This window comes from Streptomyces sp. VTCC 41912, assembly GCF_045799175.1.
GTDB classification, from domain to species: domain Bacteria; phylum Actinomycetota; class Actinomycetes; order Streptomycetales; family Streptomycetaceae; genus Streptomyces; species Streptomyces albulus_C.
This window is the reverse complement of record NZ_JBJMAB010000002.1, coordinates 293,473-306,536: the sequence shown is the minus strand read 5'-3', so window position 1 is coordinate 306,536 and position 13,064 is coordinate 293,473. Positions and strand designations below refer to the sequence as shown.

15 protein-coding genes are annotated in these 13,064 nt (G+C 72.7%); 9 read left to right on the top strand and 6 right to left on the bottom strand.

What is annotated here, in order from left to right; all coding sequences use genetic code 11:
* Positions 1-40 precede the first annotated feature (40 nt).
* The 7 genes from ACJ6WD_RS04740 to ACJ6WD_RS04710 all read left to right on the top strand — a co-directional run bounded on the left by ACJ6WD_RS04740 (position 41) and on the right by ACJ6WD_RS04710 (position 5,159).
* Positions 41-544 carry a carboxymuconolactone decarboxylase family protein gene (locus ACJ6WD_RS04740; RefSeq protein WP_020929462.1) on the top strand — a complete coding sequence of 168 codons (504 nt, stop codon included), beginning with the start codon at positions 41-43 and terminating at the stop codon, positions 542-544.
* Between the two features lie 5 nt (positions 545-549).
* Positions 550-999 (top strand): carboxymuconolactone decarboxylase family protein, encoded by a 450-nt coding sequence (locus tag ACJ6WD_RS04735; protein WP_233657066.1) that lies wholly within the window; start codon positions 550-552, stop codon positions 997-999.
* Positions 996-1,739 (top strand): isocitrate lyase/phosphoenolpyruvate mutase family protein, encoded by a 744-nt coding sequence (locus tag ACJ6WD_RS04730; RefSeq protein ID WP_407615172.1) that lies wholly within the window; start codon positions 996-998, stop codon positions 1,737-1,739. Before ACJ6WD_RS04735 ends, ACJ6WD_RS04730 begins: the two co-directional genes overlap by 4 nt.
* A gap of 104 nt (positions 1,740-1,843) precedes the next feature.
* Entirely contained in the window at positions 1,844-2,611 is a 768-nt protein-coding gene (locus ACJ6WD_RS04725; protein ID WP_407615171.1) for a serine hydrolase, read from the top strand.
* Between the two features lie 167 nt (positions 2,612-2,778).
* Positions 2,779-3,090, top strand: a complete 312-nt coding sequence (locus tag ACJ6WD_RS04720) for a hypothetical protein (RefSeq protein WP_376438800.1) — start codon at positions 2,779-2,781, stop codon at positions 3,088-3,090.
* Between the two features lie 62 nt (positions 3,091-3,152).
* Positions 3,153-4,580, top strand: a complete 1,428-nt coding sequence (locus tag ACJ6WD_RS04715; RefSeq protein ID WP_407615170.1) for a hypothetical protein — start codon at positions 3,153-3,155, stop codon at positions 4,578-4,580.
* A gap of 69 nt (positions 4,581-4,649) precedes the next feature.
* Positions 4,650-5,159 carry an FBP domain-containing protein gene (locus ACJ6WD_RS04710; protein WP_407615169.1) on the top strand — a complete coding sequence of 170 codons (510 nt, stop codon included), beginning with the start codon at positions 4,650-4,652 and terminating at the stop codon, positions 5,157-5,159.
* Between the two features lie 46 nt (positions 5,160-5,205).
* On the opposite strand, the gene ACJ6WD_RS04705 is transcribed toward ACJ6WD_RS04710, so the two are convergent.
* Positions 5,206-6,027, bottom strand: coding sequence for an alpha/beta fold hydrolase (locus ACJ6WD_RS04705; protein WP_407615168.1), 822 nt, complete (start codon positions 6,025-6,027; stop codon positions 5,206-5,208).
* Between the two features lie 74 nt (positions 6,028-6,101).
* On the opposite strand from ACJ6WD_RS04705, the gene ACJ6WD_RS04700 reads away from it, so the two are divergent.
* Entirely contained in the window at positions 6,102-6,539 is a 438-nt protein-coding gene (locus ACJ6WD_RS04700) for a MerR family transcriptional regulator (RefSeq protein WP_233657059.1), read from the top strand.
* A gap of 93 nt (positions 6,540-6,632) precedes the next feature.
* On the opposite strand, the gene ACJ6WD_RS04695 is transcribed toward ACJ6WD_RS04700, so the two are convergent.
* The 5 genes from ACJ6WD_RS04695 to ACJ6WD_RS04675 all read right to left on the bottom strand — a co-directional run bounded on the left by ACJ6WD_RS04695 (position 6,633) and on the right by ACJ6WD_RS04675 (position 10,748).
* The gene (locus tag ACJ6WD_RS04695; RefSeq protein ID WP_016574687.1) at positions 6,633-7,406 is read right to left on the bottom strand and encodes a succinate dehydrogenase iron-sulfur subunit; all 774 of its coding nucleotides are present in this window, start codon (positions 7,404-7,406) and stop codon (positions 6,633-6,635) included.
* On the bottom strand, positions 7,406-9,160 hold the full coding sequence (gene sdhA / locus ACJ6WD_RS04690; RefSeq protein WP_331247742.1) for a succinate dehydrogenase flavoprotein subunit: 1,755 nt from the start codon (positions 9,158-9,160) through the stop codon (positions 7,406-7,408). Before sdhA ends, ACJ6WD_RS04695 begins: the two co-directional genes overlap by 1 nt.
* A gap of 32 nt (positions 9,161-9,192) precedes the next feature.
* Positions 9,193-9,669, bottom strand: coding sequence for a succinate dehydrogenase hydrophobic membrane anchor subunit (locus ACJ6WD_RS04685; protein WP_016574685.1), 477 nt, complete (start codon positions 9,667-9,669; stop codon positions 9,193-9,195).
* Between the two features lie 6 nt (positions 9,670-9,675).
* Complete coding sequence (gene sdhC, locus ACJ6WD_RS04680; protein WP_016574684.1) at positions 9,676-10,056, bottom strand: succinate dehydrogenase, cytochrome b556 subunit; 381 nt, start codon at positions 10,054-10,056, stop codon at positions 9,676-9,678.
* 182 nt (positions 10,057-10,238) lie between these two features.
* On the bottom strand, positions 10,239-10,748 hold the full coding sequence (locus ACJ6WD_RS04675; protein ID WP_233657134.1) for a 2-oxo-4-hydroxy-4-carboxy-5-ureidoimidazoline decarboxylase: 510 nt from the start codon (positions 10,746-10,748) through the stop codon (positions 10,239-10,241).
* 417 nt (positions 10,749-11,165) lie between these two features.
* Here ACJ6WD_RS04675 and ACJ6WD_RS04670 point away from each other — a divergent pair, with 417 nt between their 5' ends.
* The gene (locus ACJ6WD_RS04670; RefSeq protein WP_331247741.1) at positions 11,166-12,875 is read left to right on the top strand and encodes a glycoside hydrolase family 20 protein; all 1,710 of its coding nucleotides are present in this window, start codon (positions 11,166-11,168) and stop codon (positions 12,873-12,875) included.
* The last annotated feature ends 189 nt before the right edge of the window (positions 12,876-13,064 follow it).

Genomic DNA, 13,064 nt, shown 5'->3' with positions numbered 1-13,064 from the left:
GACCATACCCCTGTGCCACTCACCCCGTAGCGTCACGGTCATGACGAACGAGACGACACCCACCGCAGGACACCAGGCCCCGGCCGCCGCCGGCCACCAGCACGGCCCCCGGATGCGCTGGGCCAAGCTCGCCCCCGAGGTCTACAAGGCCATGATCGGGCTGGACGCGGCCGCCAAGAAGGGCCTCGACGCGACCCTGGTCGAACTGGTCAACATCCGCGCCTCGCAGCTCAACAAGTGCGCCTTCTGCCTCCACATGCACACCAGCGACGCCCGCAAGGCCGGCGAGAGCGAGGAGCGCCTCGCCCTCCTGGCCGCCTGGGAGGAGGCCGTCGGCTTCTTCACCGACCGGGAGCGCGCCGCCCTGGCCCTCACCGAGGCGATCACCGTGCTCACCGACGGCTTCGTCCCCGACGCCGTCTACGCGCAGGCCGAGGCCGCCTTCGAGGAGGCCGAACTGGCCCAGCTGATCGCGCTGATCACCACCATCAACGCGTGGAACCGGTTCGGCGTGACCACCCGCCTCGTCCCGGGGCAGGTGTGAGCGCGATGAGCCACCGCATGACGTTCTGGAGCAAGGTCCCCGCCTTCTACCAGGCCCAGCTCAAGCTGACCATGGCCGCGAAGAAGGGCCTGGGCGACGCCGTCCTGGCCGAACTGGTCGTGCTGCGCGCCTCCCAGCTCAACACGTGCGCGTTCTGCGTCGACATGCATGTCACCAACCTCCGCGCGGCCGGCGTCGAGGCGCAGCGGATCGACCTGCTGCCGGCCTGGGAGGAGGCCGGCGACCTCTACTCCGAGCGGGAGCGGGCGGCGCTCGCCTTCACCGAGGCGGTCACCGTACTGACCGAGGGCCACGTCCCGGACGAGGTGTACGAGCGGGCCGCCGCCCAGTTCGACGAGGCCGAACTCGCCCACCTGCTGGCCGTGATCGTCGCCATCAACAACTGGAACCGGGTCAACGTCACCGTCCGCCAGCCCCCCGGGGCGGAGCTGTGACCTCCACCGGCCCCGCCGCGACGCTGCGCGCCCTGCACCACGGCCGCCGGCCGGGCGACCCGCTGGTCCTGCCCAACGTCTGGGACGCCGCCTCCGCCCGGGTCTTCGCCGACGCCGGCTTCCCGGCGCTGGCCACGCCCAGCGCGGGCATCGCGGCGTCCCTGGGGTACGCGGACGGCCGGACCCCGGCCGACGAGATGTTCGCGGCGATCGCCCGGATCGTGCGGGCCGTGGACGTCCCGGTGACGGCGGACGTGGAGGCCGGGTACGGGCTGTCCGCCGAGGAGTTGGTCGGCCGGCTCGCCGAGGCCGGCGCGGTCGGCTGCAACCTGGAGGACTCCGACCACACCACCGGCGCCCTGCGCGACCCCGAGGAGCAGGCCGCCTGGCTGGCGGAGGTGCGTGCCGCGGCCGGCGACGCCCTGGTCCTCAACGCCCGGATCGACACCTTCCTGCGCGGCGAGCGGGGACCGGACGCGTTCGCGGCGCGGGCCCGCGCCTACACCGAGGCCGGCGCCGACTGCCTCTACCCCATCCTCGCCCCGCCCGAGCTGCTGCCCGAACTGGCCGCGGCGGTCACCCTCCCGCTCAACGCCCTGGCGAAGCCCGGCGGCCCGCCCCCGCGCGAACTGGGCGCCCTGGGCGCGAACCGGATCACCTTCGGCGGCGGCCTCCAGCAGCAGGCCACGGCGACCCTGGCGGCGGTGGCGGGACGGCTGTGGGCCGACACCGGCGACTGACCCGACGGCCGACCGGTGGGCGGCGGTCCGGGGCCGGGGCCGGGGCGGGGCGCACAGGGGCGTTCGCGCCGGGGCCCGACGGGACCGCCGCCCTACGATGAGCCATGCTCTCCGTCGCCGTAGCTCCCTGGCAGTGCCCCCCGGTGATCCTGCGGAACGCGGACGTCCCGCACTACGCGGCCAGCACCATGAAGGTCGCGGTGCTCGCCGCCGTCCATCGCAGCGGACTCGCCCTCGACACGGAGGTGCCGGTCGTCAACGCCTTCCGCTCCGCGGTCGGCGGGAGCTACGCGCACTCCCGGGCCGACGACGGCGATCCGGAGCCCTGGGAGCTGCTGGGCCGCACCGCGCCGCTGGGCTGGCTCGCCGACCGGATGGTCAGCCACTCCTCCAACCTGGCCAGCAGCCTGTGCCTGGCCGCGGTGGGCCCGGCCGCGGTGGCCGAGGTGTGGCGGCGGGCCGGGGCGTCCGCCGCCTCCGGCAGCCCGCGCGGGATCGAGGACGCCCCGGCCCGCGCCGCCGGCCTGACCAACCAGGTCACCGCCCACGACCTCGTCCGGCTGCTGACGTCGCTGGAACCCGAGGTCCTGGCCCGCCTGGAACACAACGCGCACGCCGTCGACCTGGCCGCGGGACTGCCCCCCGGCACCCGGCTGGCCAGCAAGAACGGCTGGATCACCGGGGTGCGGCACGGCGCCGCCGTCGTCCACCCGCCCGATGCCCCGCCCTACGTCCTCGCCGTCTGCTACACCGGCCCGCTCGCCGACGGCCGGGACGCCGGCGACCCCGCGGCCCGCCTGCTGGCCCGGCTCTCCGCCCGCGTCTGGGACTGCCGCCACCGCCTCGCCGACACTCCCGACGACTCCTTCTGACGACTCGTCAGATCACGTTTCGGGTTGTCGAATTGCCCGCTCCGGGGTGTTCGCCGCACGCTAGAAGCCGCCCCGTCACGGGTATCAGGAGAACGGGCGTACGGGCAGCCCGGCGGGCTTGATAGCTTGGTGGTGAAGGCCCGCGGGGGAACGGGGAGAAGCGGTACATGGCCGAGCAATTCAAGGTCGACCTGGAAGAACTGGACATCGTCGTCCGACAGCTGCGCCACCTGCAGCGCGACATGGACGACCCCACACAGACGGTCGCCTACAACACGACGATCCCGAGGTCCGCGTTCGGGATCAACTTCATCGAGGCCGGCAGGCTCGCCGGCGCGCACGACGGCATGCAGGCGTACCTCTCCGACGTGCTCGGCGCGCTCCAGGACCTGATCCGCACCTTCGGCGAGAAGACCGAGGCCAGCCGCGGCGCCTACGAGGACCAGGAGCACGACGCCCGGCGCCCCGGGCACGACTGACGGGTCAGCCGCCCGGCACCGGGCGGGCCTGACGACAGCGAGGACGAGGGAGGGGGACCGGTATGACGGAGGCCGGGCCGGAGCGCGACGACGGCGCCCAGGAGGCAGAGCGGCACAGGGCCGAGCAGGAGCGGGCGGAGCGCATGAAGTCGCTCCAGGGCCACCGGTTGACCCCGCGGTCCCCCTCCGACTTCCAGCGGCACGACCTGGCCGCGCTCCGGGCGATGACCGACCACGCCAGCCCCGCGGCGATCGAGACCTCCGGCCGGCACTGGCGGTCCTCCGCCGACCGGCTCGGCGGCGACGACGGCCACGGCGGGATCCGCAAGGCGTTCAAGGACGCCGTCGACCACGCCTCGGCGCACTGGGAGGGCTCGGCGGCGCAGGCGTTCCGCCGGGAGGCCGCCAAGGTGCTGGCCAAGCTCGACCGCAGCTACCAGCACGCGCGCAACGTCGAATCCATCCTGATCGGTTCGCGCGCCTCGGGCCCCGAGGTCGGCGTCGCGCACAACCTCCGCGAAGTCCAAAAGGCCATGGTCAAGCTCCAGCTCGCCGGGGGCGCCCCCGACCCGGTGGCGCCCACCGGCGACGAGAGCAAGTTCAAGCGGGACATGGCCAACCCCAAGCTGGACACCCGGATGGCGCTGGAGCTCAACCGCGGCAGCCTCCCGCCCAGCAAGGAACGCCAGATCGAGGCCGTCATCGTGATGGACGAACTGGCCGCCCACTACGAAGCGCAGACCAAGCGGCTCCAGGACGGCACCGGACCGGGGATCGACGGGGACTGGCCCATCGCCCCGGCCGGCGGCCCGACCCCACCGCCGGTGAACGCCGCGGTGACCGGCGGCCCCCAGCCGCACCACCCGCCCGCCGCGCAGCGGCCCAACGGCGTCGGCGGCGGCGCGGTCCCGGCCGGCTTCGACAGCCCCCGGGCCGACCGGCCGGTCACCACGGGCCTGGAGAGCACCGGCGGCGGCAGCCTCACCGCACCGCCGGTGAGCACCCACGGGCTCGGCGGCGGCACGCAGTCCGGCGGCCAGAGCAGCCCGGCCCCCGCCGCCGGCGGCTTCCCGGGCGGCGCGGTGCCGCCCGGCGTCATCGGCGTGACGGGCAGCGGGATGCCGGCCGGCGGCGCCCGTGGCTCCGGCGGGGCGCGGCGCAGCGCCAGCGGCCGGGCGGGCGCGCCCGACGCGGTCGCCGCCCGCGCCGCCCTGCCGCCGCAGGCACCCGGTACTCCGACCGCGCGGCCGACGAGCCCGACCGGCGGACCCGGCCCCACCGGCGGCAACCGCCAGGGCGGCGGCGGACTGCACCGCAGCCGCGGCGGCACCCGGGCGACCCCGGCGGACCCGACGGCCCCCCACGGCAAGGGCAAGGGCGACGTGTCCGACAAGGGCGGCCGGGCCCGTACCGGCACCCCGCGGCCCCGGTACCTCGACGAGGACGAGCCCACCCCGCCGCGGGAGATCCCGCCGTCCGTGATCGAGTGAGCCGTCGCGGGGACGGGGCGCGGAAAAACCGCACGACGCGCCCCGGCCCGCGCTGTTAGCGTCCGCACCATGGATCCGGTCGGTGAGAAACAGCTGCGCGCCTCCTTCGTGAACTGCTCCAAGGGGGAGGCGAGCCGGCTCCACCTGCCCGTGGGACTCGCCGAACTGCCCTGGTCGGAACTGGATTTCCTGGGCTGGCGCGACCCCGGCGCCCTCGACCGCTGCTACCTGGTCGCGCCGCGCGGCGACGACCTGATGGGCGTGACCCTGCGGGTGCCGCAGGGCGTGCGGCGCAGCTTCACCAAGACGACGGTGTGCTCGATCTGCCTGACCGGGCACCCGGGCTCCGGGGTGAGCCTGCTCGCCGCCCGCCGCGCCGGGCCCGCGGGTCGACAGGGCAACACCGTCGGCACCTACCTGTGCGCCGACCTCGCCTGCTCCCTCTACGTCCGCGGCCGCAAGAAGTCCCAGCTGGCCGGGCGGCACGAGGAGACCCTCCCGCTGCCGGACCGGATCGCGCGCACCGTGCGCAACCTCGACGCCTTCCTGGACAAGGTGCTGGACGGCGCGGCGGCCTGACGGAGCGGGCCCGGGCGGGCGGCCGCCCCGCCGCCGGCCCGCCCCGTCACAGCCCCCGCGCGGCCAGGAAGTCCCCGATCAAGGCCAGCCACTCCGCGTTCCGCTCGACCATCGGCAGGTGCCCGCTGGCGACCTCCGCGTACCGCGCGCCCGGGATGTGCTCGGCCAGGTAACGGGAGTGGGCCGGGTCCAACAGGGCGTCCTGGGTGGTCGCGATGACGAGCGTGGGGACCGCGATGCCCGGCAGGTCGGCGGTGGTGTCCAGGGCCTTGACCAGGGCCGCCTGCTCCGCCGAGCCGGCCGGCGGCAGCGTCGGGTCCGGGTCCAGGGCGGCGGCCAACTCGGCCGGCGACAGCGCGCCGAGGCGCTCGGTCGACAGCCCGCTGAGCGTCCGGGCCTGGGCGAAGCCCTGGTAGTCGCCGTGGTCCAGGAGCCGCAGCCACAGGTCCAGCCAGACCTGTGCGCGGGTGTCCGCCTTGGCCAGCCCGGCGGTCAGGACGAGCCCGCGCACCCGCTCCGGATGACGGGCCGCGGCCCGTACGGACACCGCGGTGCCCATCGAGAAGCCGACCATCGTGAAGGTCTCCACCCCGGCCGCGACGGCCTCGGCGACCACCGCGTCGGCCAGCGCGTCCAACTCCAACGGGCCGGTGGCGCGCGGGGATTGGCCCGAGCCGGGGTAGTCGGGCGCCACCACCCGGTGGCCGGTGGCGGTCAACGCCGGGATCAGCGTGCCGTAGTTGTCGCGGACGCTGCCGGTCGCGCCGTGCGCCAGCAGGACGCCGGGCCCGCCGGCCGGGCCGGCGACGGTGGTGGACAGCGGCGGAAGGGAAACGGACGGGGTCTGCACCGCGGGAATCTTCGTCATGCCGCAGAGGTTGCCGTCTGACACCGGTGTGAAGGTCAAGCCGGACCGGACGGGAGCGGTGAGAGGAGCCTCACATGGCGGTCGGCACCCGGGCGGGCCCGTCCCCGACGGGCCGGATGCGGATCGGCGCGCTCGCCCGCCGCACCGGCGTCAGCACCCGCGTCCTGCGCTACTACGAGCAGCGCGGCCTGCTGCGCGCCGGGCGCGACGCCAACGGCTACCGCACCTACGACGCCGACGCCGTCGAGACCGTCGGCCGCATCCGCGACCTGCTCGCCACCGGCCTGAACACCGAGTCCATCCGCGAGCTGCTGCCCTGCGCCCAGGGCGGCCCGGGGCTGACCCCGTGCGCGTTCTCGTGCGGCGCGGTGGAGCGCCAGATGGCCCAACTCGACGCCGAAATAGCCGAGTTGGAGCAGCGTCGGGCGGCCCTGGAGGTCTACGCGCAGGTCATGCGGGAGCGCGGGGCCCAGGACGAAGCGCTGGCCGCGAGGGCGCTGCGCTCGGGCTGAGCGGCCCGGACACGGCCGAGGGCCCCGCCCCCCCCGTACGCACGGGGAGCGGGGCCCTCAAGGAGACGAGCGGCCCGGATCGGGCCCGACGGATCAGAACCGCCGGGTGATCAGGGCCCGCTTGACCTCCTGGATCGCCTTGGTGACCTCGATGCCACGGGGGCACGCGTCGGTGCAGTTGAAGGTCGTCCGGCAGCGCCAGACGCCGTCCTTGTCGTTGAGGACCTCCAGCCGCTGCTCACCGCCCTCGTCACGCGAGTCGAAGATGAAGCGGTGCGCGTTGACGATCGCCGCCGGGCCGAAGTACTGCCCGTCGTTCCAGAACACCGGGCACGACGAGGTGCACGCCGCGCACAGGATGCACTTGGTGGTGTCGTCGAAGCGCTCGCGGTCCTCGGCGGACTGCAGCCGCTCACGGGTCGGCTCGTTGCCGGTGGTGATCAGGAACGGCATCACGTCCCGGTACGCCTGGAAGAAGGGCTCCATGTCGACGACGAGGTCCTTCAGCACCGTCAGGCCCTTGATGGCCTCGACGGTGATGGGCTTCTGCGGGTTGATGTCCTTGATCAGCGTCTTGCAGGCCAGCCGGTTGCGACCGTTGATCCGCATGGCGTCCGAACCGCAGATGCCGTGCGCGCAGGACCGACGGAACGTCAGCGAACCGTCCAGGTCCCACTTGATCTTGTGGAGGGCGTCCAGGACGCGCTCCTTGGGGTCGATCTCCAGCTGGAAGTCCTCCCAGCGGGCCTCCTCGGAGACCTCCGGGTTGAACCGGCGGATCCGGAAGGTGACCGTGACCAGGTGCGCGGCGTCGTTCTCGGCCGCGTCCAGGGCAGCGGAGTGCTGGTCGAGAGTGGGGGTGCTCATCAGTACTTACGCTCCATCGGCTGGTAGCGGGTCTGCACGACCGGCTTGTAGTCGAGACGGATCGACTCGGAGCCGTCGGCGCCCACCTCGCGGTACGCCATGGTGTGCCGCATGAAGTTGACGTCGTCGCGGTTGGGGTAGTCCTCGCGGTAGTGACCGCCGCGGGACTCCTTGCGGGCGAGCGCGGAGACCGCCATGACCTCGGCCAGGTCGAGCAGGTTGCCCAGCTCGATGGCCTCCAGCAGGTCGGTGTTGAAGCGCCTGCCCTTGTCCTGGATGGACACGTTGCGGTAGCGCTCGCGCAGCTCGCCGATCTTCTCGACCGCGGTCTTGATCGTCTGCTCGGTGCGGAAGACCATGACGTTGGCGTCCATGGTCTCCTGCAGCTCCTTGCGGATCTCGGTGACCCGCTCGTTGCCGGTGGCGCCGCGCAGCCGCTCGACCTGCTCGGCGACCAGCGACGCCGGGTCCTCGGGCAGCTCGACGAAGTCGGCGGTGGCGGAGTACTCCGCGGCGGCGATGCCGGCGCGGCGACCGAAGACGTTGATGTCCAGCAGCGAGTTGGTGCCCAGGCGGTTGGCGCCGTGCACCGAGACGCAGGCGACCTCGCCGGCGGCGTACAGGCCCGGCACGACGGTGGTGTTGTCGGCCAGCACCTCGCCCTCGACGTTGGTCGGGATGCCGCCCATCGCGTAGTGCGCGGTCGGCTGGATCGGGATCGGGTCCGTGTAGGGCTCGATGCCGAGGTAGGTGCGCGCGAACTCGGTGATGTCCGGGAGCTTGGCGTCCAACTGCTCCGGCGGCAGGTGGGTCAGGTCCAGGTAGACGTGGTCGCCCTCGGGACCGCAGCCGCGGCCCTCGCGGATCTCGGTGTAGATCGAGCGGGAGACGACGTCGCGCGAGGCGAGGTCCTTCATGACCGGCGCGTACTTCTCCATGAAGCGCTCGCCGTCCTTGTTGCGGAGGATGCCGCCCTCACCACGGGCGCCCTCCGTCAGCAGGATGCCCATCCGCCAGATGCCGGTCGGGTGGAACTGGAAGAACTCCATGTCCTCCAGCGGCAGCCCGCGGCGGTAGACCGCCGCCTGGCCGTCACCGGTCAGGGTGTGGGCGTTCGACGTCACCTTGAAGAACTTGCCGGTGCCGCCGGAGGCGTAGATGACCGCCTTGGCCTGGAAGACGTGGATCTCGCCGGTGGCCAGCTCGTAGGCGACCACACCGGCCGACTTCTTGACGCCGTCGACCTCGGTGATCAGCTGGTCCAGGACGTAGAACTCGTTGAAGAACTCCACGCCCTCCTTGACGCAGTTCTGGTACAGCGTCTGGAGGATCATGTGGCCGGTGCGGTCCGCGGCGTAGCAGGACCGGCGGACCGGGGCCTCACCGTGGTTGCGGGAGTGACCGCCGAACCGGCGCTGGTCGATCCGGCCCTCCGGCGTGCGGTTGAAGGGCAGGCCCATCTTCTCCAGGTCGAGGACCGAGTCGATGGCCTCCTTCGCCAGGATCTCGGCGGCGTCCTGGTCGACCAGGTAGTCGCCACCCTTGACCGTGTCGAAGGTGTGCCACTCCCAGTTGTCCTCCTCGACGTTGGCGAGGGCCGCGGCCATGCCGCCCTGGGCGGCACCGGTGTGGGAGCGGGTCGGGTACAGCTTGGTCAGCACGGCGGTGCGGCTGCGCTTCGTCGCCTCGATGGCGGCGCGCATGCCGGCGCCGCCGGCGCCGACGATGACGGTGTCGTACTTGTGGATCTGCATGGGTGGAATACCTCTGTCCCTCAGCCCGGGGCCTAGCGGATGTTCGGGTCGAAGGTGAAGATCACCAGCGTGCCCAGAAGGACGGTGAACACCGTGGCGGTGTAGAGCAGCATCTTCAGCCAGAAGCGGGTGTTGTCCCGCTGCGCGTAGTCGTTGATGACGGTGCGCAGGCCGTTGGCTCCGTGCAGCATGGCGAGCCACAGCATCAGCAGGTCCCAGACCTGCCAGAAGGGCGAGGCCCAGCGGCCGGCCACGAAGGCGAAGCCGATCTTGGAGACGCCGCCGTCGAGCACCAGCTGGATCAGCAGGTGGCCGAGGACGAGGACGACCAGGACGATGCCGGACAGCCGCATGAACAGCCAGCCGTACAGCTCGAAGTTGGTGCGGGTCGACTTCGGGGTCTTCCCGGTGCGCTTGCGGGGTGCCTCGATGACCGGAGCCGGGTTGTCCGCGTCGTAGAGCGCGACGTTCTCCGCGGCGGTGCCCGCGGCGGTGGATTCAGCAGACATCACGCGTCAGCTCCCGAACAGCGTGCGCAGCGTGTGCTGCAGCACGGGGTAGAAGGCACCGGCCATCAGCACGACCCAGACGCCGACGACGGTCCACAGCATCTGCTTCTGGTACTTCGGGCCCTTGGACCAGAAGTCCACGGCGATGACCCGCAGGCCGTTGAGCGCGTGGAAGAGGATGGCGGCCACCAGGCCGTACTCCATCACGTTGACGATCGGCGTCTTGTAAGTCGCAACGACGTTGTCGTACGCGTCGGGGGAGACACGAACGAGAGCGGTGTCGAGGACGTGTACGAACAGGAAGAAGAAGATGAGGACGCCAGTGACTCGATGAGCCACCCAGGACCACATGCCTTCCCGGCCGCGGTACAACGTTCCAGCCGGCACGGAAAAACCCTCCGGGAGCGGGGACTAGGGCCGCGCCGGCTTCTCTGTCGGTCGGGCCCGGCCGGGTACGGTCCACCGGCCGCTCGTCATCGTATCGACGAGTTGTCGGTTCCTCGCGCGGGGGTCCTTAGGTGTGATCAAACAGGCACCAACGGGCTATCACACAAGTGCGAAACAGGCCATTAGCGACAAGTCGCCGCGAGTTGTCCCAGTCGGACGCCGGCCAGGCGCCGTAACTGGTCGGCCGCGACCGTCCGCTCCTCGTCGGGTTCGTGCGCGAGGCGGGTGCGGATGGCGTGCAGGGTCTGGTCCATCAGCTCGTCGTCGCGGTAGCCGTCGAGGCAGATCACGAAGGCGTGCCGGAAGCGGAGTTCGTAGGCGGCGTGGGCGGCGCGCAGGGCGGTGTGGGCGGCGAGGGTGCCGGGGCCGGGGCGGGCCGGCGGCAGGGGCGCGGGCGCCTCCCGGGCCAGCGCCTCGGCCTGCTCGGTCGGCGTGAGGTCGTAGCCGGCCTCGTCGCCGGCGGCCAGGAGGGACGCCAGGTCCGGATAGGGGCGGTGGGCGGCGATCCGCTCGGCCCACCGGAGGCAGCCGCAGCAGGTCAGCAGGGCGGCGACGGCCCGGTCGTGGGGGAGTGCGTTGAAGCGGGCGAGGTCGGCCGTCGCGGGCTCGGTGCGCGGCGTCCGCCAAGGTATGCCGCACCGTGGAGCAGGCGGGTGGGACCGCGTCGGCGGGCGGGCGGCCGGAGTGTCACCGGACAGCGTGGGCTCCTCGGGCGGACGGGACGGCTGAGAGTGGATGTGGTGGGTGGGCGGCGGGCGACTGGCGGAAACCGAGCGGCGGGTGGGGCGAAAAGGATGAAAAGTCTGATACGTACGGAATGTGCAGCAGGTGTGGTGATACGTCACATGAGGTGGCACCCGGCGGTTTTCCGGCGGTCCACGCGCCCTGGAAGGGAGTGAGCGACGGCGAGGCCACGCTAACGACGCCCGCCGGCCACTGTCCGACGGATGCGCGATTTTCACCCGGATGAGAGAGCTTTCGCGCGCACGGTGGACGCCCTGCCCCGCACCCCCGGCAGTGCCTTCGCCCCGAAAAGTGAGGATTGCACGATGTCGAACCCGATGCGGCCGCCGCGTTTCCCGCGGCCCTCGGCCTTCCCCCGGCCCCCGCGTCCGGCCGCCCCGGCCGTCGGTCCGGCGGCCCGCCGCGCGCTGTGGGCCGCCCCGGTGCTGGCCGGCGCGCTGGTGCTCGGCGGCTGCTCCCAAGGGGCCGATTCCCAGCCCCCAGGGGCCGCTCCTAGCTCCTCCAGCCCCGCCGCCCCCATCCCCACGTGGGCGAAGGTGACCGGCCCGCCGCGCATCGTGCCGGCCGTCCGGGACTTCCACCCGGCGGACGGGAACGGCTGGCGGCCGACCAAGGACGCCCGGGTCGTGGTACCGGCCGGGCAACAGAGCACCGTCGCCGATGAAGCGCAACTCATGGCCAAGGATCTCGGTGGGTTGGCGGTGGTCTGGGGAAAGCAGGACGTCCGGCCCGGTGACGTCGAGGTGAAGCTCGGCGGATCGGGCGGTGCCGGCCGCCCCGACAACGCCCCGCCCAACAGCACCGCCGACGAGTCCTACACCCTGACCGCCCGGGACGGCCGGCTCACCCTCGCCGCCCCCACCGACGCCGGGATCTTCAACGGCACCCGCACCGTCAAACAGGCCGTCCGCAACGCCGGCGGCCTGCCCGAGGGCACCATCGAGGACCGCCCGGACCGCCCCCAGCGCGGCATGCTGCTCGACAACGCCCGCAAGCCGTTCACCGCGGACTGGATCGAGGCCCGCATCCGGCAGCTCGCCGACCTCAAGCTCAACCAGCTCCAGCTGCACTTCTCCGACGACCAGGGCTTCCGCATCCAGAGCGACAGCCACCCGCAGATCGTCTCCGCCGACCACCTGACCAAGGACCAGGTCCGCCACCTCATCAAGGTCGGACAGAGCCTGCACGTCGCCCTCATCCCGGAGATCGACTCGCCCGGCCACCTCGGCGCGGTCCTCGCCCACTACCCCGACCTCCAGCTGCACAACGCCTCCGGCACGGTGCTGCGCGGCGCCATCGACATCTCCAAGCCGCAGGCCGGCGCGCTCATCGACTCGCTGCTGAAGGAGTTCGGGCAGCTCTTCCCCGGCCCCTACTGGCACCTGGGCGGCGACGAGTACCAGGCGCTGATGTCCCGCAACCCCGAGGCGTCGTACCCGCAGCTCGCCAAGGCCGCGCGGGACAAGTACGGCGCCGGCGCCACCATCAAGGACCTCGCGACCGGCTGGCTGAACGACCGGCAGAAGACCGTGCAGGCCGCCGGCAAGACCCGGATCGAGGCGTGGAACGACGGCTTCTTCGCCGGCGGCAAGGTGGCCGCCGACAAGAACCGCACGGTCGCCTACTGGACGGGCAAGGAGATCGGCGCCCGCGACCCCGCAGAGTTCCTGCGCGAGGGCCGCACCGTGCTCAACCTCAACGACGAGTTCCTCTACTACGTGCTCGGCGAGCCCAACGGCTTCACGTACCCGACGGGTGAGCGGATCTACCGGAGCTGGACCCCGCGGGTGCTGCGCCACACCGCGCCGGTGTCCGTGCCGGAGAGCCAGACCGGCGCCGACCGCATCCCGGGCGGGCGGTTCGGGGTCTGGTGCGACCACGCCGACGCGCAGACCGCGCAGCAGATCGCGGCCGGGATCAAGATGCCGCTCGCGGCGCTGGCGCAGAAGACCTGGGACCCGCGCACCCCCGCGCTGTCCTGGCCGGACTTCAAGGCGCTGGCGAACCGGATCTGACCGGTCGGGCGGAAGATCGCGAGAGACGGCCGAGGCCGCCACCCCCCACAGGAGAGGCCCCGGCCGTCGCTCACGCGGAGCCCCGCGAAGGGCTCCTAACCGATACAGCGCCAGCGGACCCGAAAGCGTCACACGGGGTACGGGCGGCGGCACGGCCAGTGGTCTGGACGCGGGCCGGGCGGGGCCCGT